We start from the raw sequence: 24,116 nt of genomic DNA, 5'->3' as shown, positions 1-24,116 counted from the left end.
CGCGGGCGACGGGCCGATGCGGCTCCGACAGATCGCCCTCGCGGCCACGGACCTCGCCGGGACCGTGGAAGCCCTCACCGATGTCCTGGGCATCGAGGTGGGTTTCCGCGATCCCGGCGTTGCCGTTTTCGGCCTCGAGAACGTGGTGATGCCGGTGGGCGACACCTACCTCGAGGTGGTTTCGCCGGTGCGCGAGGACGCCACCGCGATGCGCTGGATCCGCAAGCGCGGCGGCGACAGCGGCTACATGGTGATCCTCCAGTGTGACGACTACGCCCACCTCGAGCGCGAGCTCGCGCGCGCCGAGAGCGCTGGGGCGGTGCGAGTCTGGGAGGGCACCCACGAGGGCGCGCGCGGCGTGCACTTCCACCCGCGTCATCTCGGAGCGATCCTGTCCTTCGACGCCATGCCCGCCTGGGAGGAATGGGTCTGGGCGGGGCCGAGTTGGCGTGCGCACCGACGCACCGAAATTTCCAGCGCCATCACCGGCGCCGTGCTCGAGAGCCCCGAGCCCGAACGGCTCGCGGCGCACTGGGCCGAGGTGCTGGGCGTTGCGGAAGGCGACGGCCGGACGCTCAGCCTGCCGCGGGGCGGAGAGCTTCGCTTCGTGCCGAGCCAGGCGGGTGAAGGCCTGGTCGAAGTGCACATCGCGCTCGCGGATGCCGACGCCTTCGCGTCGCGTGCCCGGGCGCGTGGCGTGCTCGAAGCCGACGGCGCCGCGCGAATCGCAGGCGTTCGCTTCGCCGCCGCCTAGGGCGCGTCCCGCTCCACTTCGGCCAGGTAGGCGGCCAGGGCCGGGATGTCCTTCTCCAGATACGGGAAGCGCGGCATTGCCGAGCTGTCGGGACGCTTCGGCGTGTAGCCCTCGGGGTAGGTGCCGTTCACGACCTTGGCGAGCAGCAGCGCCTCCGACGCACCGGCGTTTGCCGGACCGAGGGCTCCGTCCTTGTTCGGGTCGCCGTTGTGGCAGGCAATGCAGACGTTCTGGTAGATCGCCTCCCCCTCTCGAGCGAGGGGGGAGAGCGCGACGCTCTCGCCGCCTTCGCCGCACGCGATCGCGCCGCACGCGACCAGACCGGCGAGGCCGACGGTCATTGCCTGTCGAAATCGGATTCGGTTCCGTCGCATCGGGCCGCGACTGTAGCGGCGCTGGCTGCGGCGGGTAGGTGGCCCGGAGCGGGGTCCCGCCGGGCACGAATCGGCACGTCGCGCCTGCCTCTCGACAGATCCAGGAGCGCGGGCGAGATTCCATCCATGGCTTCGGCTGCCTCCTGGTCGACGCGCGCAAACGCGCTCACCCTGGTCCGGCTCTTGCTCGCGCCGGCGATCGCAGGCGCGATCCTCCAGGGGATGACACCGCTCGCGGCGTGGCTGCTGGGTCTCGCGATCGCGACGGACTTTGCAGACGGCTGGGTCGCCCGCCGCTACGGCGAGGAGTCGGCGTTCGGCGGTTTCGCCGACCACGCGGTCGACGCGTTGCTGGTCACGGCGGGGACGGCGGCTCTCGCCTGCGCCGGGGTGCTGCCCGCGCCGCTGCCCTGGTTGATCGCGCTGGCCTTCACCCAGTACGCCCTCGACTCGCGCATCGTGGCCGGGCACGCCCTGCGTGCGAGCGCAGTCGGCCGCTGGAACGGCATCGCCTACTACGTGGTGCTCGCGATTCCTCTGGTGCGCGACGCGCTCGCGCTCTCCTGGCCGGCCGACGCATTCGTGCGTCAGCTGGGTTGGCTGCTGGTGGCCAGCACCCTGGTCTCGATGGGGGATCGACTGCTCACGTATTGGCGTCGCGGGGACTGATCCGCCGCCGGTAGCGCCGCAGCGCGATTCCGGCCCACAGGCTTTCCACCGCAGCGAAGGGCCACGAACCAATCGCCACGGCGTAGCCCGCGGAAGCCGCACAGCCGACGGCGAAGAGGGCGGTGTAGCGCGGGTCGCGCGGCTCCAGCGCGTAGGTCAGTGCCATGCTCGACACCGCCAGCGTCCCGTAGATCTCGATCGGATCCATGCGCATCTCCTCCGGAGTCGACGCGCGTTCCGAGGCCGTCGACCCTCGCCGCCTCTGGAAGATCGCAGGACGGCATCGAGGTGAAGATGGGGCTTCGAGCGCACTCGAGGTCAAGGGGGACCGGCGGCGGCATCGACGGGAACGTTCCGGCTCACGTCGACCAGAAAGTCTCCCTGGATCCAGTCACGACCGATCAGCAGCTTGTAGGTCAGCGGACGGCGATCGCGCAGGTTTACTTCGATGCGCTTCTCCACGCCCTGCCAACGCAGTCGCAGCGGCACCCGGTAGCGCGGCTCGCTGCCGTTCGCCGTACTGACCCAGACCACCGCTGAGATCGTCGAGCGCACTTCGCGGGTCTCGCCCCGCTCGTTCGCGACGCGAAACACGATCGGTTTGCCGATGTTCTGGGCCATCGCGTCCGAGGCGTGGGCGATGCGCAGGTCGATGGCGTGGATCGAGGTGGAGTGCGCGCCCGTGTCGACCAGGGCGAGAAAGTCGAGCTCGGCGTCGAGCACCCGGATGGTCTCGGTCGCGCCGAGGACGTGGGTCGGTCCGGAGGGCGTTGCGCAGGCGGCGAGCAGGAGCCCACCGCCAAGGGCGGCCAGGCCGGCGCGGGCCCAGCCCGAGCGTCGCTGAGAGAGGTGGTCACGCATCGGGCGGCCGAGCGTATCGCGGCGCTGGCGGCGTGCCGACCCTTGCCCCGCCGGGCGGCAGCGTCGCCGGACCGGCCTCCGTGACGCGGTGAAAAACCCAGTTGCCGAGGCTACTTTGCCGTCGCTGCCCGACGCCTCGCGACACACGGATCGCGAGGTCTCGGTGACGATCCCCCCAGCGTCGTCTTCCCCAGCCCACGTCCCGAGCGCCCTCGGCGACGTCGCGCTGGTGGCGGCCGGAGGGTTCGCGCCGAGCGGGCGCGACGCGGAGGGGCACCCGCCACGCTCCGCGGCGACCCAACCAGGAGGTGACCCGTGTCGGAGCAGTGTCCTTGGGACATCAGCGTCGAAGACCTGAAGGCGCTGCGTGACGCCGGCAGCGAGTACGTGCTGCTCGACGTCCGGGAGCCCCACGAGCACGAAATCTGCCACCTCGAGGAAGGCCAGCTCGTGCCACTCCAGACCCTCGAGGGTCGTCTCGGCGAGCTGCCGCGGGACGGGCACATCGTCGTGCTCTGCCGATCGGGCATGCGCAGTGCGGCGGCCGTGAACGCGATGCGCGAGATCGGGTTCACCAACACCTGGAACGTCCAGGGCGGCATCCTCGCCTGGATCCACCAGATCGACCCCAGTTTGACGCCCTACTGAGGATGTCTCACGTGAGTGGCGGACAACTGGAGCGCACCCTCGCTGCGATCGACGCGGCGAACGCCGACGACCCGAACACGTTGGTCGTGCGGGGAGAGCTGCAGCCAAAGGAGCTGGCCCACGCTCGGCTGGTCTCCGAATGGATCGAGCGGCTGGCACCCGATGCGGGGGACGCGCTGCGCCTCGCCGGACGCGCTCATCACGTGCGCCGCTGGTCGATTCCGCGAACCGACCATCCCGAGGGCAAGGCCGGCTATCACCGCTGGCGTAAGGCGCTCCAGGCGATGCACGCGGAAACGGCGAAACGCATCCTGAACGAGCACGGCTACGACGCAGCCATGACGAAGCGCGTCGGCGAGCTGATCCAGAAGCGCGGCCTCGGACGCGACCCTGAAGTGCAAGTCCTCGAGGACGCCCTCTGCCTCGTCTTTCTGGAGACTCAATTCGCCGCGTTGGCCGAGCGCTTCGACGCGGAGAAGGTCCTCGACATCACCACCAAGACGCTTCGCAAGATGAGCCCGGCCGGGATCGCGCTGGCGCGCGAACTCGCGCTCGATCCCGACCAGGCGGCTCTCTTGGAGCGCGCCGCCGAGCATCTCTAGCTCACCTCTGGAGGAACCGTGGAAGTACGCGACGGATTCGTCGACACCATCGGCAACACGCCCCTGATCAAGCTCCGCAAGGCATCGGAGCTGACGGGGTGCACCATTCTCGGCAAGGCCGAGTTTTTGAACCCGGGTGGCTCGGTCAAGGACCGCGCGGCGAAGTACATGATCCTGGACGCCGAAGCGCGCGGCGATCTGCAGCCCGGCGGCGTGATCGTCGAGGGCACCGCCGGCAACACCGGGATCGGCCTGGCGCTCGTCGGAAACGCGCGCGGCTACAAGACCGTGATCCTCATGCCCGAGACCCAGAGCCAGGAGAAGAAGGACATGCTGCTCCTGTGCGGGGTCGAGCTGCGCTGCGTGCCCGCGGTTCCCTTCAAGAACCCGGACCACTACGTGCATCAGGCCGAACGTCTCGCCGAGGAGCTCGCGAAGACCGAGCCGAACGGCGTCCTCTACGCGAACCAGTGGGACAACCTCTCGAATCGCAGCGGCCATGTGCGTTCGACCGGCCCCGAGATCTGGGAGCAGACCGACGGGACGGTCGACGGCTTCTCTTGCGCGATCGGTACCGGCGGCACACTGTCCGGCGTCGCCGAGTTCCTCAAGTCGAAGAACCCGAACGTGAAGATCGCGGCCGCCGATCCGAAGGGCGCCTGCATGTACCACTGGATCAAGGACGGTGAGGTCAAGGCCACCGAGGGCGGCTCGATCAGCGAAGGCATCGGCCAGGGCCGCGTGACGGGCAACGTCGACGGGGCGCAGATCGACGACGCCTACTCGATCCCCGATACCGAGATGCTGCCGATCGTCTTCGATCTGCTGCGCGAGGAGGGGCTCTGCCTGGGTGGATCGAGCGGAATCAACGTCGCCGGGGCGATTCGCCTCGCGAAGGAACTCGGGCCCGGCCACACCATCGTGACCGTGCTCTGTGACTACGGCACCCGGTATCAGAGTAAGCTGTTCAACCCGGCATTCCTGCGAGAGAAGGATCTGCCGGTTCCGAGCTGGCTCGAAGCCTAGGAGGCGCATATGGGAACGCGGTTCGCTTGTTGGCTCGTTGTGGCGCTCTGCTTCGGCAGCGCGCCGGCGATCGCTGGGATCTGGGACGACCTGAAGGAAGGCGTCGGTGCCGCCGGTGATCTCGTGGAGGACGTGCGCGAGACCCGAGACGACGCGAAGGACACCTATGACGAAGGGAAGGGCGTCGTCACCGATACCCGTGACGAGGTCGACGCGGCGCTCCCCGAAGACGCGCCGCCGCCGCCCCCGAGCGCGTCGAAGCCGGCCGACCCCGGCGTCGACGCACCCCCGCCGCCGCCGAGCGCACGCCAGTGGTTTCTCGACGATGGCAAGGGGGGCACCCGCAACGTGTCCGAGGCCCACCTGGTGCAGCTGATCCGCAGCGGTGCCGTCGACGCGACGACGCCCGTCTATGGCAACGGGTTGGAAGCCTGGACCGCAGCCGGCGAGGTCCCGGCGCTGGCGTCGCACTTCAAGTAGCCGCGGGCGCCTCGGACGGGTTCAGGTAGGCGAAGCCCCCGCGTTTCACGTAGACGACGCAGGGAGCGGAGACCCGCGGCGTGTGCTCCGCGCCGGTGGGGAGGCGCAGCCAGGTGCCCGGTCCGTGGACGTCGCTCGCGTCTTCCCACTGCCCCTCGATCACGAACAGCTCCGCTCCTTCCGGATAGGAGCGCACGCTCGAGAGCTCGGGGGTCCAGCGCTCGAGCGTCGTGGTGTCGCGGAAAGAGGACTGGGCGTAGAGCGCTTTGCGTTCCAGCCCGGGAGTCTCGGTCGCAGCCCACGGGAGATCGCGGGTCTGAATCGCGATGTGTTCCCGATCCGTACCGGGGAACTGGCGTAGCTTGACGAAGATGTCGCAGCCTTCCTTCGAGAAGGGCGCGTGTCGGAAGCCCTCGGGGTTCAGCAGGTAGGTGCCCGCCGGCCAATCGCCGTGCTCGTCCGAGAACACGCCGTCGAGCACCAGGATCTCTTCGCCTTCCGGGTGGTCATGCGCTGGGAACGCGGCGCCCGGCAGGTAGCGCACGACCGAGGTCACCTGGCCCGACTCGGCGGGTCCGACGCGATGGACCCGTTTGCGCAGCACCTGTGCGCTCGGGCTCGCGACCCAGTCTTCCCGAGTCGTGTCCACAGATTCGAGGATCGAGAGGTCCGGTCGCAGATCGGACATGGGGGTCTCCGGGCGGGCGCTGGCGGATGGGACTTGCGTTTCGATGCCAGCCCCAACTCTGGGAAACCGCGCGCCCGTCGCGCAGGCGCGGCGATCAGCGTCCCTTGAAGACCGGCTTGCGCTTCTCGAGGAACGCCTTCGGGCCTTCGGCCGCGTCCTCGGAAGACATGGCGACCATGCCGTGCTTCATCTCGATGCCGAAGGCCTCGGCCTCGGGCAGCGTCGCGGTCTCGCGGATGGTGGCCATGATGGCCTTGACCGCGAGCGGTCCGTTGTCGGCGATCCGCTGGGCGATCTCGCGGGCCTTGGCGAGGGCCTCGCCGTCGGGGACGACGTGCCCGATCAGGCCGAGGTCGTAGGCGCGCTGCGCGGTGATCGAGGTGCCGGCGACCAGCATTTCGATCGCCACCGTGTAGGGCATCTGCCGCGGCAAGCGCACGGTGGAACCGGCCATCGGGAACAGGCCGCGTTGCACCTCGGTCACGCCGAACTCGGCTCCCTGCCCCGCGACGCGGATGTCGGTGCCCTGCAGGATCTCGGTACCGCCGGCCAGCGCGTAGCCTTCCACGGCGGCGATCACCGGCTTCGCGGGCCGGTAGGTCTTCAGCCAGCCGTCGAAGATCACCGAGCCTTCTTTCAGCAGGCGCTCTTCGTACTCATCGTCGGCCTTCCCCGCACGCAGCTTCGGGATCACCGAGAGATCCATACCCGCGCAGAAGACCGGGCCGGTGCCGGTGAGGATCGCGACCCGCAAATCGTCTTCGGCATCGAGCCGGTGCCAGGCGTCCGAGAGCCCGCACAGCACTTCCGCGTTCACGGCGTTCTTCTTCTCGGGCCGGTTGAGCGTCACGGTGAGCACGTGGCCGTCGGTCTCGGTGAGTAGGGCGGGCATGGAATCTCCTGTGGGATCGAGGGGTTCATCGGGGTGGGCGCGGCCGCGTGAAACACGGGTTCCCGGCGCGACGCGGCCTGCGCGGAATTTTCTCCGGACGTGGCGAAGCAGATGTAACCCCCGACGAGAACGGGGGCACTCATCTACCGCAGCCCGGCCGGAGCGTGGATCCGTATCTGCGTTCCTTATGCGGAGTCAACCACGCGGGCCCGCGCTCCGGTCATGCTGCGGTGGGGTCGCCATCAGCGCCACCCCCAGGTTCGCGTCCAGCGTCGCCTCGCGGACTCACGCTGTTCGACTTTCCGAACACCCTTCGCGCGTCGGTTGCGGCATGCTTGCCCCCGAATGCGGTACAGGAGGCCTTCCCGTCCCCGTCGAGCGGGCTTGCTCGGTGGCCCTCCCGGGTGGGTGTGGCTCGCACTGGCGCTCTGGGCGGGCGTTGCCGAGGCCAGCTCGCGCGGCGAACGGCTCGCGCTGGAGGGCCGCTGCGCGTCCGCGATCCCGGAGCTGACCGAGCACCTTGCCGCGAACCCGGGTGACGCAACGGCGGCCTGGCGGCTCGGCCAGTGCGCCCTGCGTCAGGGGGACCACGCCCAGGCCGTCGAGGCCTTGCGCCAGGCCCTGGATCACGCGCCCGACCTCGCCCACGCACGTCTCGATCTCGCGCGGGCCCACTACCACCTGGGTCAGCTCGACGCGGCGGAAGAAGCCCTCGCCGCCGCCGCCACGCTGGAGGACACCGCGCTCTGGCAGCTCTATCGGGGCATGCTGGCCTGGGCCCGCGAGGACGCCGAGACCGCGGTGCGCGCCCTGGAGCGCGCTCGCGCCCTCGATGCGGCCGCGGTCGACCCGGCGGCCGCCTACTACCTGGGCCGCGCCCTCACGCAGCTCGGCGCCCGCGAGGAGGCTCTCGCCGCTCTGGATGCGGCGGCCGCGGCGGCGCCGGGGAGCGTCTGGGCCGAGGAGGCGGAGCGCCCGCGCCGGCCACCCGAGGCGGCCGCCCGCGGCTGGCTCGAGCTGGGAGTCGGGGCCGAGTACGACGACAACGTGGTTCTCACGGGTCGCGACACGCCGCTCCCCGCCAACATCTCCGACGAGGAAGACCTGCGCGCGGTCTGGCAGGCGCGCGCTGGCGTCGAGACCGGCCGTCGTGACGCGACGGCGCTCGGCGTCATCGCCAGCTACCGGGGCCGCGCCCACGGTGACACGGATCTGCGTGACTTCGACACCCACTTTCCCGGTGCCACGGTGTGGGTGCAGCGGGCCCTCGGCGAAGCCACGGCGGTCCGGGCCGACTATGACCTCCGCTACCTCTGGGTCGACGCCGAACCCTTCCTGTTCTCGAACGCGGGCCGGTTGTCCCTGCGTCATGGCTGGTCCGCCGACCAATCGACGGCGGTGTTCACCAGCCTGTTCCACGACGAGTACCTGTTCAGCGTGCTCGACGTGCCCGACGCCGCGGGTGGGGTCTGCCCGGTCCTCCCGCCGCCCTTCACCGTTTGTGGGCCGCCGGGTCTCGACGAACGCGACGCGCGGGAACGCGACGGCTGGGGTTGGGGTGCCGGCCTCTCCCACGTCCTGCGGCTGCGGCTCGATCCGCTACCGGCCGTGACCCTGCGTGGGGGGTATGCGTTCGCCCGCTTCGAAGGCGAGGGACGCGACTACAGCCATGACGCGCACCAGGGCTTCGCCGGGCTCGCCTGGGTGCTGCCCGGGACGCGCGGGGTCGGCCTCGACCTGCAGGCGGCCTACGTCCATCGCCCCTACCGCCACGCGACCACGTTTCCCGACCCCGGCAACCTGGTGGCAGGCCAGCCCTACGCGCTTTCCCAGATTCGCCGGCGCGAGGATGTGGTCCTGGTGACCACTCAATTGCGCTTTCCCCTGGCGGACCGCCTGACCGCGACCGCCTACCATCGCTACCGCGACCACCGCTCGAACGCCGAGGTCTTCGACTACGACCAGCACGTCGTGGGCCTGCGCTTCGAGGCTGCCCTGGAGCTCTTCTAGTGGCCCATCGCCTCCTCCGCACCTCGCGCGCCCTGACCTTCGGGCTCGGCGTCTGGCTGGCGATGGCCCCGGGAACGCCGAGCGGGGCTGCGGGCATCGCCCCCGCAGGGGAATGTGCTGGCTCCGAGCCCGACCCCCGGATCACCCAGGGCGGCGACGTCGACGTCACCCGCCGCGATCTTCTGGAAGGGCCTCCCGAGTCCCCGGAGGACGATCCGGGCGACGTGGTCGGCCCGCCGTCGGACCTGTTCGACCCGCGGGACGTCGCGGGCGGCCCCGGAATCCGCACCGGAGGCGGTCTGGGCACGGAAACCGACGGAAATCTCGAGATTCCGCGTCTCGACCGTGACCCGAAGCTGCCGGATCTCGACCTACCTGATGCGCCGGGAAACCCCGGGCCCGGGACCCCCCCGTTGGTGGAACCGGAGCCTCCCCCGCCCATGATGGGTCCTCCCGGCGACGACTAGAACCAAGCTGATCTCGCTGGAAGACAACGACAGCAAAGGTCCTGAGAGTTCAGGACATCCCGACAGCCCAGGAGGGAAAATCCATGCAGCTTCGTGTCGTTCCCGGCGGACGCGCCCAAAGGCAGAAAGAAGCCGAGGCCGCCGCCAACGATCCGAACAGCGACCGCGCACTGCTCGCGCGCGTCGTCAAACACGACCACGCGGCCCACCGCTCTCTGTTCGACCGCTACTACCGCCGGGTGTTCTCCTTCGTTCAGCGACGGGTGCGCGACGAAGGACTCGCCGAGGAAGTGACGGCCGATGTGTTCTTCGAGGTGTGGCGCAACGCCGCCTCCTACCGCGGTGAATCGCCGGTGTCGACCTGGATCTTCGGCATCGCGAATCTCAAGGCCTTGTCGGCCCGCCGCTTCTACGCGCAGCCGCGCCGCGCTTCGGTGAAGGTGACACCGGACGAGGTGCTGTCGCGCGTGGCGGATCCCGGCGACGCGGGTGCCACCATCGACGCGCGCGAAGAGCTCACGCGCGTTCTCGGCGCCATCGAGAAACTCCCGGAGGGCCAGCGCGAAGTCTTGCGCCTCGCCTTCCTCGAAGGACGTTCGTACCCCGAGATCGCAGAAGAGCTGCAGATCTCCGAGGCGAACGTCAAGACGCGGGTGAATCGCGCACGCACGCGCTTGCGCAGTCTCTCCCGCTACCTGCCCCAGAGCCAGAGGTAGTCCCCATGGCCCAAACTTCGTCCTGCCCCGACACCATCCTGGTTTGGATCCCCTGGTACCCCGACGGTCTCTCGATCGAGGAGCGCGGTGCCGTCGAGTCGCACGCGGCCGACTGCGCCGATTGCCGTGCCGAGATCGCGTACATCGCGGGTGAAGAAGAGCCCGAGATCGAGGTACCGGATCCGGATCGGGTCTATGCCCGCGTCACCGAGCACATCGACTCCTACGAGAAGGCCGAAGGCCAGATGGCCGAGGCCGCCCTGCCGCGTCGACTCCGCCAGGAGCTGCACCTGCGGGCGGCGAAGCCGCTGTCGATGGCCGCCGGTCTGCTGGTCGCCCTGGTCTCCGGGATGGCCACGATCGGTGTGATCTGGGTGGCCCGGGAGGTTCCGGCCTACCAGACGGCTTCGGCCACGGCGGTCACCGCCATGGCCGGGCCCGAGCTCGAGATCGTGTTCCGACCCGACGCCACGGCGGCTGCGATCCAGCAGACGCTGCGGTCGGCGGGGGCAAGCTTGATTTCCGGACCCTCCGAGCGAGGGGTGTATCGCGTCCGATTGAACCCGGGCGCCGACGTCGAGGCTGCGCTGAAATTGCTGCGAGGAGATGGCCGAGGCGTTGCAGGATTCGCGGAACCAAAATCAGGCTGATCCCACCCCTCCCGGTTCGCGACCGAACGGGCGTGCCGCCAGGCGCGCGTTCGCCGCATTCGTGTGTCTGGCCTTCGCCGGCGCTGGGCTGCGGGTAGCCGCCGCTACCGACGCGGGATGCGAGCCGATCGCGCTGCCGCGCGAGTACGCCCAGCTGGCGCCGAGTGCCGACCCTGGGGTTGCCGCTTCGCGCCCGGGGACCGGTCCGATCATCACGCTGCCCGAGGCGCCTCCGAGTGACGTCGCCCAGCAGGTCGCGGGTGAGGCGTTGCTGGTGGTGCCGAAGCGGGGCGACGGGTCCCTCGCGGACGGCTACACGCTCGCCGGCGGGACGCGGGTCGTCGACTCGTATTGGAGCCCCCTGCTGTGCGCGACGGTCGCACGCCTGGCTGGCGCCGAGGATGCCGCGCCCGGCGATCTCGTCGATTCCCTGCCCGACGATGTCGGGATCGTGCCGAACCACGTCTACACGACCGCCGCCGAGCGCGTCGTGCCCGTCGACGATCCGTACCGCGAGATGCAGCACGGCCTCGATCGCCTCGGCATCGACGCGGCGCGGCGGGTGTCGACCGGCGCGGGGGCGCGCGTCGCCGTTCTCGACTCGGCTCCCCAGCGCACCCATCGCGACTTCGACGGGCTCCGCGTGGCCACGATCTCGCGCGGCCCGGGTGTGGCACCGGCCGTCCACGGCACGCTCAGCGCCGGTGTCATCGCCGCGGTGGCGGCGAATGGCTTCGGGATCGTCGGGGCCTCCCCCGACGCCGATGTCGTCGTGATCCCGGTCTGTCGTCCTCTCGGCGCGACGGCGCGCGATCACTGTCGCCTCTTCGACCTCTTGCGCGGGCTCGACGTCGCCCGCGAACAGCGCGCCCAGGTGCTCAACCTCTCGCTCGTCGGGCCCCACAACCCGCTGCTCGAGCGCGCCACGGATCGGCTCGACGATCTCGGCGCCGTCGTGGTGGCGGCCGCCGGCAACGAGGGGACCGGGGAGCCGCGCTACCCGGCAGCCTACGCGTCCGTCGTGGGCGTGGGCGCGCTCGACGCCGAGGGTCAGCGCTATGCGGGCAGCAACCACGGTCTGTCCGCCGAGCTGTGGGCGCCCGGAACCGAGATCCTCTCCACCGTTCCCGGCGACGCCTTCGCGTTCGCCACCGGCACCAGCTTTGCGGCGGCCCATGTGAGCGGCGCGCTCGCGGTGCTGGTGGGCAGTGGCGCGACCCCCGTCGAGGCGCGGCGCGCCCTCTTCCTCGCGGCCCAGGCGGCGGTGCCGGCCGGCGGCGGGGTCCGAGGCCCCTCGATCACGGCCCTCTGCGATGCGCTCTCGCGGGTCGGTCACCCCTGCGGCACGGAAACCGCGCAACCGGCCCCCGCTGGAGGGATACCCTCTCTCTGAGGAGGGTTGCGCCCCGTACTTGCACACGGCTGAAGACCGCCGCGGGGCGCGTCGATGAGCACCTGGCCGGTGGCCGAGGCGCAACTGTGATCTCCCCCACCAGATCCCAGCCGTTCTCGCCGATGGAAGAAAGCGAGGCGGTGCATCCCGAGACCGCCCGGGCCACGCGCTTGTTGCCGCGGCCAAGCGCATGGGAGTAGCGATGCCGGAACCCCAGGGTCGTTGGCGATCGACACGAAGAGCGATCTTGGCGCGCGTCTCGATCGCGTGGATCGCGCTTGCGCTCGCATCCGCCTGTGGCGGCGGCGGAGGCGGTGGCGGCGGCGGCGCGTCCGGTCCTCCCTACACGATCACGGGTTCGATGCCCGCCGCGGTCTCGACCCAGGTCGACTCGGATACGAACAACCCGAGTGCGCCGTTCACGGCCAACGACTCTTCGGTGACCGCCCAGGAGATCAGCAACCCGGTCACCTTGGGCGGGCACGTCAACGTCGCGGGCGCGAAGCCGTTCGGGGTTCCCGACGGCCGCACCACGGTGGCGGGTGACGCGGCCGACTGGTTCCGCGTCTCTCTCGCCGCAGGCCAGACCGTGCGGCTGCAGATCGCCGAGGATGGGAACACCAACAACGTCGACCTCGAGCTGCGCATGCTCGACACGACGCTCGTGGCGAGCAGTACCTCCACCGGTCGCAGCGAGGAGATCACCGTGATGACGACGGGCGACTACTACGTCGTCGTCGTCGCCACCGCCGGCTTCTCGAACTACACGCTCACGATCGGCCAGACCGGGATGCGCGCCGACGGCCCGGCCCCGCTGATGGACTTCGTCCCGGGCGAGATCATCGTCCGCTACCACGACGGGCCGAGTCATCCCATGAACGTGATGAGCGCCCAGGCCGCGGCCGGGCGTTTCGCCATGGACTACATGGCCGGCGACGCCGACGGCCCGATGCTCTATTCCTGCAAGGACCCGAACGACCGGGCGCTGGCCTTCTCCGCGCTGGGTATCTCGGACGACGCCCCGACCCGCAGCATCGTCGCCGCCGATCCCGAGGCCCGCCTGCGCGAAGACACCCAGAAGATGGTGGAGGCGCTGCGCGCCCAGCCCGACGTGCAGTCGGCGGACCTCAACTACATCCGCCAGCCCAGCGCCGTTCCCACCGACGAGTTCTTCCCGCTCCAGTGGCACTACCAGCAGGTCAACCTTCCGACCGCCTGGGACGGTGTGTCCGACAACAACGGCGTGATCGTCGCGGTGATCGACACCGGCGTGAGGACCGCCCATCCCGATCTCGCCGGTCAGCTGGTGGGCGGCTACGACTTCATCCAGAGCACGGCCATCTCCAACGACGGCGACGGCTGCGACGGCAACCCAGACGATCCCGGCGACCTGGCCGCCGGCGGCAGCTCCTTCCACGGCACCCACGTGGCCGGCACGGTGGTTGCGCGGACCTCGCTCCAGGGCGGCGGTGACGCCAACGGTGTCGCGGGAGTCGCCTGGAACGCCGAGGTGATGCCCCTGCGCGTACTGGGCGTCGGCGGCGGCACCGACTTCGACATCATGGCGGCGATGCGGTACGCGGCCGGCCTCGACAACGCCTGTTCGGTCACGCCCCCGGCCACCGCCCAGATCCTGAACCTGAGTCTCGGCGGTCCCGGCTTCAACCAGACCTTCCAGGATCTGGTCACCACGCTGCGGAACGACCACGACATGGTGATCGTGGCTGCGGCCGGCAACGACGCGTCGTCGGCACCGATCTACCCGGCCGCCTATGCCGGCGTCATCTCCGTGTCGGCGGTGGGTCCGACCCAGCTCCTGGCGCCCTACTCGAACTTCGGGGCGACCATCGACATCGCTGCACCCGGTGGCGACTTCACCCGCGATACCGACGGTGACGGCTTCCCCGACGGCGTGCTGAGCACGCTCTTCGACGTCGCGAACAACGACTTCGTCTACGCCTTCTACCAGGGCACTTCGATGGCGACGCCCCACGTCGCGGGCATCCTGGCGCTGATGCTCGGGGTGAACCCGGCGCTCACCCCGGTCGACATCGACAACGCGATCAACCTCGGCGAGATCACCGAGGACATCGGCAGTCCCAACTTCTTCGGCGCGGGTTTGATCGATGCGGTCAAGGCCGTGAACAAAGCCGCCGAGGGCGGAGGTGGCGGCGGCGTCCTCGCACCGGTGCTGCGCATCGAGCCCGACGCGCTGAACTACGGGTTCCTCGCGAACAGCTTCACGGTGACTGCGCGCAACGGCGGCAACGCGATGGCCGCCCTGAACCTGATGGCCCCGACCTTCATGAGCGACGACGGCATGCCCTGGCTCACGATCACGCCGGCCACCGTGGGTGCCGACGGCCTCGGCGACTACACCGCGACCATCGACCGTTCCGGACTCGCCGACGGGCTCTACACCGGGACGATCACCTTCGACTCGGATTCCAACGACGTGATGGTGCCGGTGATCATGCAGGTCGGCGACGCCACCGCGGCCCAGTCGAATGCCGGCCACCACTTCGTGCTGCTCGTGGAGCCGGGGACACTCGCCACCGTCGACTTCGTCGAAGTCGACCCCGTGTCGGGTTCGTACTCGTTCGCCTTCGGGAACGTGCAGCCCGGTCAGTACATGCTGATCGCGGGGACGGATTCGGACAACGACTTCGTCGTATGCGACGAGGGCGAGGCGTGCGGTGCCTATCCGACCCTCGAGACCATCGTCGAGATCGACGTCCAGTCGAATCTGGGCCTGCAGTTCCTGACGGGCTTCACCTCGACGGTCGGGACCGCGGGTGTGGGGGGCACCGGTCGGGTCGGCTTCTCCCGCGAGGTGGGAGGCCGCGTCGCGCCTCCGGTGCCGGCCCCCTGAAGCGGTGGGCCGTGGGCGGGGCCAGCGCGCTCTAGCGCGGCGGTGCTGCCCAGGGGTCGATGCGCTCGCGGTGGTGTCGGCGGTGCTCGATCTGGGCGAATAGCACGAGCGCGACCACCCAGGCGGCCCCGAGCCCTTTGACCGAGGTCGGCGGGACGCGCTCGGGCGCGAGCCAAGCGCCTCCGATCCAGAGGATCGGGACCAACGCGCTCAGCGCGAACACGCGCAGCAGGCGTCCCGTGATGCCATCCACCCGCACGTGGTGGTGGGTGCGCCAGTGCTCGACGAGACGCTGGGCGTGGTCACGCTCGTCTTCGGGGACCCAGACCTCGGTCTGGGGCAGGGCGCCGCTCTCGGTGGTGCGAGGCGCCTCCTCGAGCCGTTCGAAGACCGGGACGCCGCTGCGGTCGAGCTGCTCCGCCAGGCTGTGCGCCGCCGAGCCGTAGCCCGCGAAAATCTTCGCCCAGCCCTCCAACTAGCGGATCCTCGCGGCGCTCGGTTGGCGCCGCGCCGCGCTCGGGGGGTCGCTGCTGCGGAGATGGCGTCGGAGGGGGGCCATGCCTTCAGCTTGGCAGAGTCGTGGCCCAGGGCAAAGCACCGGCTGGCTCGGTCGCGGGGTTCGGGGTACTCCTCCCGCATGGACCCGAGCTACGTGAGCGAGCGCAACCGCGGTGTGCGTCCGGCCCAGCCGGGCGAGTTCGCGCCCCTGCGCATCGGGCCGCTCGAGCTCCCGGTGCCGGTGGTCCTGGCGCCGATGGCGGGCATCACGAACCCGCCCTTCCGGACCCTGTGCCGGGGCTTCGGCGCTGGGCTCTACGTCAGCGAGATGATCACCGCGCGGGCGCTCGTCGAGGGCAACGCGAAGACGCTTCGGCTCGCCGGCTTCGATCCGAGCGAGAAGCCGCGGAGCCTCCAGCTCTACGGCGTCGACTCTCACTACACCGGTGAGGCGGTCCGGTTCCTGGTGGGCGAGGGGTGGGTCGACCACATCGACCTCAACTTCGGCTGCCCGGTTCCGAAGGTGACCCGCCGGGGCGGTGGAGCGGCGATCCCCGTGAAGCCGAATCTGCTTCGCGACATCCTGCGCGCTGCGGTGGGCGCCGCGGGCGAGATCCCGCTGACCATCAAGTTCCGCATGGGGATCGACGAGGATCTCTTCACCTTCCGCGAGACCGGCCACATCGCCGAAGAGGAGGGCTGCTCCGCCGTCGCGATGCACGCGCGCACCGCCGCTCAGCTCTACTCGGGGGAGGCGCGCTGGGAGGCGATCGCGGCGCTCGTCGACGCGGTCGAGACCATCCCGGTGCTCGGCAATGGCGACATCTGGGAAGCGTGGGACGCCCTGCGGATGATGCGCGAGACCGGTTGCGACGGCGTGGTCGTCGGACGGGGCTGCCTCGGACGCCCCTGGCTCTTCCGCGACCTGGCCGATGTCTTCTCCGGGCGCGAGCCCGAAGACCCGCCGAACTTCGGTGCGGTTGCCGCCGTGATGATCGATCACGCCGAGCGACTCTGCGCGTGGATGGGGGAGCGCATGGGCGCGCGCAACTTCCGCAAGCACGCGACCTGGTACACGAAGGGCTTTCCCGGGAGCACCAAGCTGCGCGACGCCCTGATTCGCATCGAGAGCCTGGGCGAGCTGCGCGACATCCTCGCCGACACGAACGGCGACGAACCCTTCCCCGCCCACGCGATGCGCCTGCCGCGCGGCAAGCGCGGCAGCACCCAGCGTGTCGCGCTGCCGCCCGGCTATCTGGCGGATCGCGCCGACGCCACGCCGCCACGCGCCGAACTCGACACCGTCGAAGCGGTGTCGGGCGGCTGAGTCGAAGGAGCGCGCGGCGACACCCCCAATGTCCACGGCCATCGTCCACGAGTCCGAGATCCCGTCCTGGGACGACACCGCCGACGTCGTCGTCGTCGGCCTGGGTGCCGCCGGTGCGGCAACCGCCTTGGAGGCGTCGGCGGCCGGCGTGGACGTGCTCGTCCTCGAGCGCGCGGGCGGTGGCGGGGGAACGTCCGCGATGAGCGGCGGGGTGCTCTATCTCGGGGGCGGGACGCCCCTGCAGAAGGCCTGCGGCTTCGAGGACTCGCCCGAAGAGATGGAGAAGTATCTGCAGGCCTCGGTCGGCCTCTCCCCCGACGAGGCGAAGCTCTCGCTCTACTGCGAGGGATCCGTCGAGCACTACGCCTGGTTCGTCGCTCAGGACGTTCCCTTCAAAGCGGTCTTCTATGAGGGCGTCAGCGGGGAGCCGCCGACCGACGATGGACTCGTGTGGTCGGGCTCGGAGCAGTGTCATCCGTACTGCGACATTGCGGTTCCTGCGCCGCGGGGTCACGTCCCTCAGCAGGAGCACGCCACCGGGCCACTGTTGATGCGGAAGCTCGTGGCCGCCGTGGACGCGAGCCCGGCCCGGCTCTCCACCAACCACCGAGCCCGCGCGCTCGTCCGCGCTTCCGACGATCGCATCGTCGGGTTGGTCTGCGACCACTTCGGAGAAGAGCGCCGGATCCGTGCGCGCCGCGGAGTCGTGCTGACGACGGGCGGCTTCATCCAGAACGACACGATGCTCGAGGCACACGCGCCGCTCACCCGGCGCTGCCAGGTGCGCGTCGGTGCCGAGGGTGACGACGGTTCCGGTATCCGGCTCGGCATCGCCGCGGGTGCCGCCACGCTCCACATGGATGCGGTCTCGATCTCCCTGCCCGCCACCCAACCCTGGGGACTCAAGCGCGGGGTGATGGTCGACGCCCGCGGCCAGCGCTTCACCAACGAAGACGCCTACTACGGACAGCTCGGCGAGCGCGCCCTGCTGGGCCGCGACGGAAAGGCGTGGTTGGTCGTCGACGACGCGGTCTTCGAACAGCCCGACTATCCGCGCGAACTGGTGGCGGTCGGAGAAACGCCGGACGAGCTCGAAGCCGAGCTGGGTCTGCCTCCGGGCAGTCTCGGTGCGACCCTCGAGCTCTACAACCGGCACGCGGCCGACGGCGTCGATCCCGTCTTCCAGAAGGCTGCGAAGTACGTCACGCCGCTGGTGGCGCCGCCCTTCGGCGCGTTCGACTGCACCACCGACAACTCGCTCTACGCGGCGTTCACCCTCGGTGGTCTTCACACCGATGTGGACGGCCGGGTGCTCGACCCCGAGGCCGCACCGATCCCCGGGTTGTATGCGGCCGGCCGCGCGACCTCGGGCCTGTCCGTCGGTGGCTACAGCAGTGGTCTGTCGTTGGGCGATGGCACCTTCTTCGGTCGGCGTGCGGGGCGGAGCGCGAGTCAAGAGCCCGCGTGAGCGACACGCTCTTGCTGGTCGTGTTCGCGACCCACGCGCCGTTCTTCGCGCTGCGCTGGGTCCGCACGCGAGAGCCGCGCTTCGCCGCAACGACTGTGACCTTTGCGCTGCTGGTAGCAACCTACGGGGTGAAGATCGCTGCACCCGATCTGCGCATCGGTGAGCTCCCCGTGTTTCACGCACTGCGCGTGGCGGCCTGGGCCGCGGCCACGGTGAGCCTCGGAATGCTGCTGCGCCACTGGGTGCTCCGGAAACGGCGCTCGCACGCCTGAAGGCGCGCACGCTCAGGCGTGTGCAAGGACCCCGCGAAGTACGCTTCGGAACGGGCTTCAAAGGCCCCCGTTGCGTGCTCGTGAAGTCCCCTATCTAGCCGATTTCATTAAAAAAAGTCGCCTGGAACGCCGTCACTGTTGAGACCTGGCCGGCCACTTACCGGTCGAACCGCCGCAGCCTGCCGCGCGGCGCCTCGGGAGACCGTTCCTATGCGACGACACTTCGTACTCAGCCTGCTGGCGATGGCTGCGCTCTTGATGGGCGCCGACTGCGACGGAAGCAGTGGCAGCAGCGGAAGCGGTGGTTCGGGTCTCTCCGCAGCGGCGGCCGCGAGTGACGGTGGACCGATCCTGGTTCCGATCGATGGCGAGACGCCCGGCGACGGCGGCGATTCCCCGTACGACGGCGATCGTTCGGATCATCCTGGCTCGGTGGTCCCCGAGCCGAGTGCGGCGCTGATCTTCGGCACCGGCCTGCTGGTCGCCTACGCGGCCCAGCGACGTCGCAAGTAGTCAGGCCCGCGAGCCACACCGCTCGCGCTCCTCGAAACGCCCGGTCCTCGTGGCCGGGCGTTCTTCGTTGGGGGCGCCTTCGTGTCAGGCGCGCGCTCTCGGCTACGGGTGGACCGAGTAGGCGAAGACACCTGCGTCGGTACGACGTCCGATCCGGATCGTGCGGCCCTGTACGCGCTTCGCGAACGCCGTCGCGCCCGAGCGATCGGCAGCCGCGCGTTCGGCCATGCCCATGACCGTGCGCGTGACGGCCTTCGCTTTGGCGCCGAAGATCGCGCTGTTCAGTCGCAGGATCTCGTGGCGGGCGAGGCCGGGCAGTTTGGTTCGCTTCGACGACATCTTTACGGTCAACGCCACGCGCTGATGTGCGACCTCGTAGCGGGCCGAGCCGCGCTTCGCGGTGTACGCGGTGGCGCCATCGGTCCGCTTCGATGCACGCCAACCCGAAACACCCGAGTCGGCTGCGGTCATCGGTTCGCGCATCCGAGCGACGATCGAGTCGACCTCGAACCCGCCGAAGTAGGTGCCGCCCGGTGCAGCAGATGCGGGCGAGGAGGCGCGCCTCGGGGCGTGTGCGGCGCGCACCTTGGCGCGCTTCGCCTGAGCCTGGGCTCGGCGCTGTCCCACCTGCCGTTGACGCTGCAGCTGGGCTCGCACCGTCTCCGGCAGCCGCTTCAGGAGACTGCCCGGGATGCGTCCCAGTTCGGTGACCTGGCTGTCCTCGAGCAGGACGCGTTCGAACTTGGCGGCGCGGTCTCGCTGGAGATAGAAGAAGTAGAGCTTCTGACGACTCTCGATGTAGAAGTAGTCGGGCTTGCCGTGCTTCTCCGCGTAGGTGGCCATCGTGGCATCGGAAGCAAGCTCGCCGGCCAGGCGCTGGGCGGCACGCGCTTCGCCCGTGTGGAGGGGCTGCCCGATGAAGGCGCCCGTGTCCTTGTGGTGCTGCAGCGACGCGCAGCCGAGGGCGAACGACGCCAGACAGGCGAGCACGACCGCATGAGACAGGCGAAGAGGTTTCGAGCGCAAGGTGGTCTCCCGTCCGAGGAATCGCGGGTCCCCAGACAGGTATCGACCGATCGCAGCCGGTGATTGACGTCACAGAGAGGGGCAAACCCCACTCTCTCGACTGCGCTGCGCCGTCCCCGGCACGCCGGCGGAGCGGCGTTCCGCTACAGACGGAATCGTTCGCGTAGGGTTGGACTCTGGAACGCCTGGCCCAGCAGGTCGCCGTCGGCTTCGCTGGCATCGCCGAGACTGTCGCGGCGCGCATAGCCGCGGAGCTGGGTCTTGGTCATGTGCACCGCGAGTTCGGGCAACGCGAGCACCTGCTCGGCCAGCTGCGCCACCGCGTCGTCGAGCTCGGCGGCGGGCACCGCCCGATGCACGAGCCCGATCTCGGCCGCGCGCCGTCCGTCGATGCGCGTCCCCAGCATTACCAGCTCCCGGGCGCGCGCGGCCCCGATCTCGTGGATCAGCCGCGGCACCGCTCCCCAGGTGAGGGGCAGGCCGAGCTCCACCTCGGGCAGACCGAACTCGGCGTCCTCGGCCGCGACGCGGAAGTCGCAGGACTGGGCGAGACAGAAGCCGCCACCCAAGGCATGCCCCTGGACGCGCGCGATCGTGGGGACCTCGCAGTCCTCGATGGCCTGACAGGCGCGTCGCCCGAGTTGGGAGAACCAGCGGCGCTCGCGCTCGGTCGCGCCCTCGTCCGGCTCTCGGCGTTCGCGGCGATCGGCCCCGGCGCTGAAGCTGCGGCCGCGGCCGCCGAGCACCACGGCGCGGATGTCGAAGTCGGTCTCCAGGTTCCGGAACAGATCGCCGAGCTCGCGCAGCACCGACGTGCTGATCGGGTTCAGCTGCTTCGGTCGCGAGAGCCAGACGTGTAGGAGCGGACCGGAGCGTTCGACGTCGAGGGACTCGGTGGGCAAGGGATTCTCCAGACCTGCCCGGCGAGCGGGGCGTTCCGCACCTAGTATAGGCAGGCGCCACCGCCCGCCGCCCCCGGCTGAACGCGGATCGGCCCCCCACGAGACTTCGAGGAATTGCGATGACCCAACCGATCACCGAGCTGGCCGAAGACGAACGCATCTTTCGCGACACCGTGCGGGAGTTCGCCGAAGAGCGGGTACGACCGCTCGTCGCCGACATGGAGCGCAACCGCCAGCAGCCGAGGGAGTTGCTCGACGAGCTCTTCGCGCTGGGGCTGATGGGGATCGAGATCCCCGAGCAGTACGGCGGAGCGGGCGCGACCTTCTTCATGTCGATCCTGGCAATCGAAGAGCTGGCCCGCGTCGATCCGGCGCTCGCGATCCCCGTCGACGTGCAGAACACGCTGGTGGTGAACCAGTTCCTGCACTGGGCGTCGGATGCCCAGAAAGAGAAGTTCCTGCCGCGCCTGGCCACGGACACCGTGGGTTCCTACGCACTCTCCGAGGCGGGCTCGGGCAGCGACGCCTTCGCACTGGAAACCCGCGCCGAGAAGTCGGGCAACGACTGGCGTCTCTCGGGCCAGAAGCTGTGGATCTCGAACGCCGCCGAGGCGGGAATCTACGTGGTGTTCGCGAACGTGGACCCGGGTGCCGGTTATCGCGGGATCACCGCGTTCGTCGTCGAGCGTGACATGCCGGGTTTCAAGGTCGGCAAGAAGGAAGGGAAGCTCGGCGTGCGCGCTTCGAGCACTTGTGAGCTGACCCTCGACCAGGTCGAAGTGCCCGGTGACCACGTGCTCGGCGAAGTCGGCCAGGGCTACAAGCTCGCGATCGAGACGCTCAACGAGGGACGCATCGGCATCGGGGCCCAGATGCTCGGCCTGGCAGAGGGTGCGCTAGCGGGCGCCGTCGAGTACGCGGGGCAGCGCGAGGCGTTCGGTCAGAAGATCGGCGAGTTCCAGGCCGTGCAGCACCTGCTCGCCGAGTGCGCGACCGACGTCGAGACGATGCGCCTCCACGTCTACAACTCCGCGCGCACACGCGAAGCGGGTCTGCCGATCGTTCGCGCTGGTGCCATGACCAAGCTCGTCGGCAGTCGCGTCGCCGAGTCGGTGGCCAGCCGTTGCATCGACGTCTACGGAGGCATCGGGGTCACCGAGGAGTGCCCCGCCGAGAAGTACCTGCGCGATGCGAAGGTCGCCCAGATCTACGAGGGGACGACCTTCATGCAGCTGAACACGATCGCGCGCGACGTCCTGCGCGAGGGGGCCTGAGCCCAGAGCTAGGGTGCGCGATGCTCCACGGCGTCGTGCAGCCAGCCGAGCATCTCGGTCTTCGATCCGCCATCGCTCTGTCGGCGGTGGGTCGAACGCCGGATGCGCGCGACGAGGCCGCGCTCTTCCAGGCCGCGCCGCGCCGCCCGGAGCAGCAGCTCGGGACGCGGGTGGTGGTCGACGAAGGATCGCGCCAGCACGTCGAAGTCGCCCGGCGCGTGGCGCCAGATCGATCGCAGCACCGAAGACGTCTCGCGGGCCAAAGCGCTCCACGGGCACAGCTTCGGGTGGAAGCGGGTCTCGAGATCGATCGAGACGAGTCGCTCGTCACTGAGGACGACGTGCTTCAGTCCGGCGTGTTCGATGAAGAAACGCACGTCCTCGGAGTCGACTCCGCGCTGGTGGCGCGCGCCCCACTCTCCGGCCAGTCGCGCCAGGAGCGCCGTCTTCTCGGGGACCGATAGGTCGGGGTTCGCGATCCAGCCCGACAGCAGCGGACCATCGAGGTATTCCATCCAGTTGGCGGTGCGGGTCTCGGTTCCGGACGGCAGCGGCAGGGTCAGCAGCTTCGGCACGCAGAACCCGGCGTCGTGCCAGAGCGAGAGATGATCGCGCTCGATCTGGCAGCGCTCTTCGGCCGTGACGCCGAGGCGCGCCTCGACCGGTCCGCAGGTCGCCCGTTTCAGCATCTCCTTCGGCCACGGCGTGCGCCGGAAGTAGAGCTTCAAGAGCGCGGTCGAGCCGTCTTCGTGCCAGCGCAGAATGCGGTTGCCGGCGCCGCCGGGTCCGCCGTCCTGAATGGTGCTCCACGGGGAAAACGAGAAGACGGCCTCGGTCATGATGCGAGCCGGTCCAGCAGCTGCTGGGCGACGTTGTACTTCGACGTCGGCTTGCGCGCGCGGGCACGCAGGGTGCGATCGAGGCGTCGCGCCATTCGCCAACCCAGGCGCGGGTGCTCCAGGAACGAAAGGCAGGCCGCGCGGAGCCGCGCGAGGTCCGGGTAGCTCGTCACCGTCTCGTCGAGCAGGCGCCCGCGCAGCGACTCGGGAATCGATTTGTGGATGTTCCAGACGTACTGAACGATCTCGTGCCAGACCTGTTCCTCGACGCGCGCCGCGCTGCGCCAGATCATCTCGAAGTCGAACCAGTGGAAGCCGTCGTCGAAGACGAGCACGTGCTTCCCATCTCCGTTCTCGTGGACGAGGCGGGGTTCCCGTTCGGCGATCGCGAGTTCGTGACGGCGCGACCACTCGAGGAGGAAGCGCCGATAGGTGTCGAAGCGCTCGCTCTCGGGCACCTGGGCGTCCGCGAGATACGCGTTGAGCTTCGGGCCGTCGCGGTACTCGAACACGGTGTAGCCGTCATCCGGGCAGCCGGGGGCTTCGACGCGGACGTCGTCGTAGGTCTCGTAGACCCGGAAGCCGTGTCGACGCCACACGTCGAGGCATTCGCGTTCGATGCGTCGGCGGGTGCGGGGCATGTATGACGTCTGGCCCGCGAGCAGCACGTTCTCGGCGCTCTTGACCAGGTTGGCAAAGCCGCCGCGGCTGCCGAAATAGACCTTCACCACCGCGAAATCGTCGCGAAACGGCACCTTGTAGAGGTAGTTCCCGTTTCGCAGCAGCAGGTACGGGGAGAGGTCTTCGAAGCGAAGGCACTCGAGCGGCGGCACCGGCCGCAGAATAGCGGAGGCAGCGGGCGCCGCGGGTTGCGCGGTAGGATGCGAGCCACTTG

General features: G+C 69.7%; 27 protein-coding genes. 17 read left to right on the top strand and 10 right to left on the bottom strand.

The window, feature by feature from the left end:
• Window positions 1-16 precede the first annotated feature (16 nt).
• Window positions 17-754, top strand: a complete 738-nt coding sequence (locus AAF430_04335; protein ID MEM7409448.1) for a VOC family protein — start codon at window positions 17-19, stop codon at window positions 752-754.
• On the opposite strand, the gene AAF430_04330 is transcribed toward AAF430_04335, so the two are convergent.
• Window positions 751-1,128 carry a cytochrome c gene (locus AAF430_04330; GenBank protein MEM7409447.1) on the bottom strand — a complete coding sequence of 126 codons (378 nt, stop codon included), beginning with the start codon at window positions 1,126-1,128 and terminating at the stop codon, window positions 751-753. The two genes, AAF430_04335 and AAF430_04330, sit on opposite strands and share 4 nt — an antisense overlap.
• Window positions 1,129-1,254: 126 nt before the next feature.
• Between AAF430_04330 and AAF430_04325 the strand changes: the two genes are divergently transcribed.
• Window positions 1,255-1,797 (top strand): CDP-alcohol phosphatidyltransferase family protein, encoded by a 543-nt coding sequence (locus tag AAF430_04325; GenBank protein MEM7409446.1) that lies wholly within the window; start codon window positions 1,255-1,257, stop codon window positions 1,795-1,797.
• Here the strand turns inward: AAF430_04325 and AAF430_04320 are convergent.
• On the bottom strand, window positions 1,772-2,005 hold the full coding sequence (locus AAF430_04320; protein MEM7409445.1) for a hypothetical protein: 234 nt from the start codon (window positions 2,003-2,005) through the stop codon (window positions 1,772-1,774). The two genes, AAF430_04325 and AAF430_04320, sit on opposite strands and share 26 nt — an antisense overlap.
• A 110-nt stretch (window positions 2,006-2,115) precedes the next feature.
• Window positions 2,116-2,658, bottom strand: a complete 543-nt coding sequence (locus tag AAF430_04315; protein MEM7409444.1) for a RimK/LysX family protein — start codon at window positions 2,656-2,658, stop codon at window positions 2,116-2,118.
• A gap of 315 nt (window positions 2,659-2,973) precedes the next feature.
• On the opposite strand from AAF430_04315, the gene AAF430_04310 reads away from it, so the two are divergent.
• From AAF430_04310 to AAF430_04295, 4 genes are read left to right on the top strand one after another with little or no spacing between them, the layout of a single operon-like run.
• Window positions 2,974-3,306, top strand: coding sequence for a rhodanese-like domain-containing protein (locus AAF430_04310; protein ID MEM7409443.1), 333 nt, complete (start codon window positions 2,974-2,976; stop codon window positions 3,304-3,306).
• A gap of 11 nt (window positions 3,307-3,317) precedes the next feature.
• On the top strand, window positions 3,318-3,908 hold the full coding sequence (locus AAF430_04305) for a DUF4202 domain-containing protein (protein ID MEM7409442.1): 591 nt from the start codon (window positions 3,318-3,320) through the stop codon (window positions 3,906-3,908).
• A gap of 18 nt (window positions 3,909-3,926) precedes the next feature.
• Window positions 3,927-4,934: a cysteine synthase A gene (locus tag AAF430_04300; protein MEM7409441.1), complete on the top strand. Its 1,008-nt coding sequence runs from the start codon at window positions 3,927-3,929 to the stop codon at window positions 4,932-4,934.
• Window positions 4,935-4,943: 9 nt separating this feature from the next.
• A complete protein-coding gene (locus tag AAF430_04295; protein ID MEM7409440.1) occupies window positions 4,944-5,414 on the top strand; it encodes a DUF4339 domain-containing protein in 471 nt (156 codons plus the stop codon).
• On the opposite strand, the gene AAF430_04290 is transcribed toward AAF430_04295, so the two are convergent.
• Both AAF430_04290 and AAF430_04285 read right to left on the bottom strand, forming a co-directional pair.
• On the bottom strand, window positions 5,407-6,102 hold the full coding sequence (locus AAF430_04290) for a cupin domain-containing protein (GenBank protein MEM7409439.1): 696 nt from the start codon (window positions 6,100-6,102) through the stop codon (window positions 5,407-5,409). The genes AAF430_04295 and AAF430_04290 overlap by 8 nt on opposite strands.
• Window positions 6,103-6,196: 94 nt before the next feature.
• Entirely contained in the window at window positions 6,197-6,994 is a 798-nt protein-coding gene (locus tag AAF430_04285) for a crotonase/enoyl-CoA hydratase family protein (GenBank protein ID MEM7409438.1), read from the bottom strand.
• 408 nt (window positions 6,995-7,402) lie between these two features.
• Here AAF430_04285 and AAF430_04280 point away from each other — a divergent pair, with 408 nt between their 5' ends.
• The 6 genes from AAF430_04280 (at window position 7,403) to AAF430_04255 (ending at window position 15,102) form a co-directional block, all read left to right on the top strand.
• Entirely contained in the window at window positions 7,403-9,004 is a 1,602-nt protein-coding gene (locus AAF430_04280) for a tetratricopeptide repeat protein (protein ID MEM7409437.1), read from the top strand.
• The gene (locus AAF430_04275; GenBank protein ID MEM7409436.1) at window positions 9,004-9,471 is read left to right on the top strand and encodes a hypothetical protein; all 468 of its coding nucleotides are present in this window, start codon (window positions 9,004-9,006) and stop codon (window positions 9,469-9,471) included. The genes AAF430_04280 and AAF430_04275 overlap by 1 nt, the downstream gene beginning before the upstream one ends.
• An 83-nt stretch (window positions 9,472-9,554) precedes the next feature.
• A complete protein-coding gene (locus AAF430_04270) occupies window positions 9,555-10,187 on the top strand; it encodes a sigma-70 family RNA polymerase sigma factor (protein ID MEM7409435.1) in 633 nt (210 codons plus the stop codon).
• Between the two features lie 5 nt (window positions 10,188-10,192).
• On the top strand, window positions 10,193-10,837 hold the full coding sequence (locus tag AAF430_04265; protein MEM7409434.1) for a zf-HC2 domain-containing protein: 645 nt from the start codon (window positions 10,193-10,195) through the stop codon (window positions 10,835-10,837).
• 61 nt (window positions 10,838-10,898) lie between these two features.
• Window positions 10,899-12,230: a S8 family serine peptidase gene (locus AAF430_04260; GenBank protein MEM7409433.1), complete on the top strand. Its 1,332-nt coding sequence runs from the start codon at window positions 10,899-10,901 to the stop codon at window positions 12,228-12,230.
• Between the two features lie 247 nt (window positions 12,231-12,477).
• Entirely contained in the window at window positions 12,478-15,102 is a 2,625-nt protein-coding gene (locus AAF430_04255; protein ID MEM7409432.1) for a S8 family serine peptidase, read from the top strand.
• Between the two features lie 31 nt (window positions 15,103-15,133).
• Here AAF430_04255 and AAF430_04250 read toward each other — a convergent pair whose 3' ends face one another.
• On the bottom strand, window positions 15,134-15,577 hold the full coding sequence (locus tag AAF430_04250; protein MEM7409431.1) for a hypothetical protein: 444 nt from the start codon (window positions 15,575-15,577) through the stop codon (window positions 15,134-15,136).
• Window positions 15,578-15,739: 162 nt separating this feature from the next.
• Here AAF430_04250 and dusB point away from each other — a divergent pair, with 162 nt between their 5' ends.
• The 4 genes from dusB (at window position 15,740) to AAF430_04230 (ending at window position 19,180) form a co-directional block, all read left to right on the top strand.
• Window positions 15,740-16,927: a tRNA dihydrouridine synthase DusB gene (gene dusB / locus AAF430_04245; GenBank protein ID MEM7409430.1), complete on the top strand. Its 1,188-nt coding sequence runs from the start codon at window positions 15,740-15,742 to the stop codon at window positions 16,925-16,927.
• 28 nt (window positions 16,928-16,955) lie between these two features.
• Complete coding sequence (locus AAF430_04240; GenBank protein MEM7409429.1) at window positions 16,956-18,395, top strand: FAD-dependent oxidoreductase; 1,440 nt, start codon at window positions 16,956-16,958, stop codon at window positions 18,393-18,395.
• Window positions 18,392-18,667, top strand: coding sequence for a hypothetical protein (locus AAF430_04235; GenBank protein ID MEM7409428.1), 276 nt, complete (start codon window positions 18,392-18,394; stop codon window positions 18,665-18,667). The genes AAF430_04240 and AAF430_04235 overlap by 4 nt, the downstream gene beginning before the upstream one ends.
• A gap of 210 nt (window positions 18,668-18,877) precedes the next feature.
• Window positions 18,878-19,180: a PEP-CTERM sorting domain-containing protein gene (locus AAF430_04230; protein ID MEM7409427.1), complete on the top strand. Its 303-nt coding sequence runs from the start codon at window positions 18,878-18,880 to the stop codon at window positions 19,178-19,180.
• Window positions 19,181-19,282: 102 nt separating this feature from the next.
• Here the strand turns inward: AAF430_04230 and AAF430_04225 are convergent, their stop codons facing one another.
• Window positions 19,283-20,206, bottom strand: a complete 924-nt coding sequence (locus AAF430_04225; GenBank protein ID MEM7409426.1) for a hypothetical protein — start codon at window positions 20,204-20,206, stop codon at window positions 19,283-19,285.
• A 143-nt stretch (window positions 20,207-20,349) separates the two neighbouring features.
• Window positions 20,350-21,108: an enoyl-CoA hydratase/isomerase family protein gene (locus tag AAF430_04220; protein MEM7409425.1), complete on the bottom strand. Its 759-nt coding sequence runs from the start codon at window positions 21,106-21,108 to the stop codon at window positions 20,350-20,352.
• A gap of 119 nt (window positions 21,109-21,227) precedes the next feature.
• Here AAF430_04220 and AAF430_04215 point away from each other — a divergent pair, with 119 nt between their 5' ends.
• Window positions 21,228-22,382 (top strand): acyl-CoA dehydrogenase family protein, encoded by a 1,155-nt coding sequence (locus AAF430_04215; protein ID MEM7409424.1) that lies wholly within the window; start codon window positions 21,228-21,230, stop codon window positions 22,380-22,382.
• A gap of 8 nt (window positions 22,383-22,390) precedes the next feature.
• On the opposite strand, the gene AAF430_04210 is transcribed toward AAF430_04215, so the two are convergent.
• Both AAF430_04210 and AAF430_04205 read right to left on the bottom strand, forming a co-directional pair.
• Entirely contained in the window at window positions 22,391-23,221 is an 831-nt protein-coding gene (locus AAF430_04210; protein ID MEM7409423.1) for a hypothetical protein, read from the bottom strand.
• Window positions 23,218-24,054: a hypothetical protein gene (locus AAF430_04205; protein MEM7409422.1), complete on the bottom strand. Its 837-nt coding sequence runs from the start codon at window positions 24,052-24,054 to the stop codon at window positions 23,218-23,220. The genes AAF430_04210 and AAF430_04205 overlap by 4 nt, the downstream gene beginning before the upstream one ends.
• Window positions 24,055-24,116: the final 62 nt, after the last annotated feature.

Source organism: Myxococcota bacterium (assembly GCA_039030075.1).
Taxonomy (GTDB): Bacteria; Myxococcota_A; UBA9160; order UBA9160; family SMWR01; genus JAHEJV01.
Note: the sequence above shows the minus strand (reverse complement) of the source record. Positions and strands in the feature narration are given on the sequence as shown.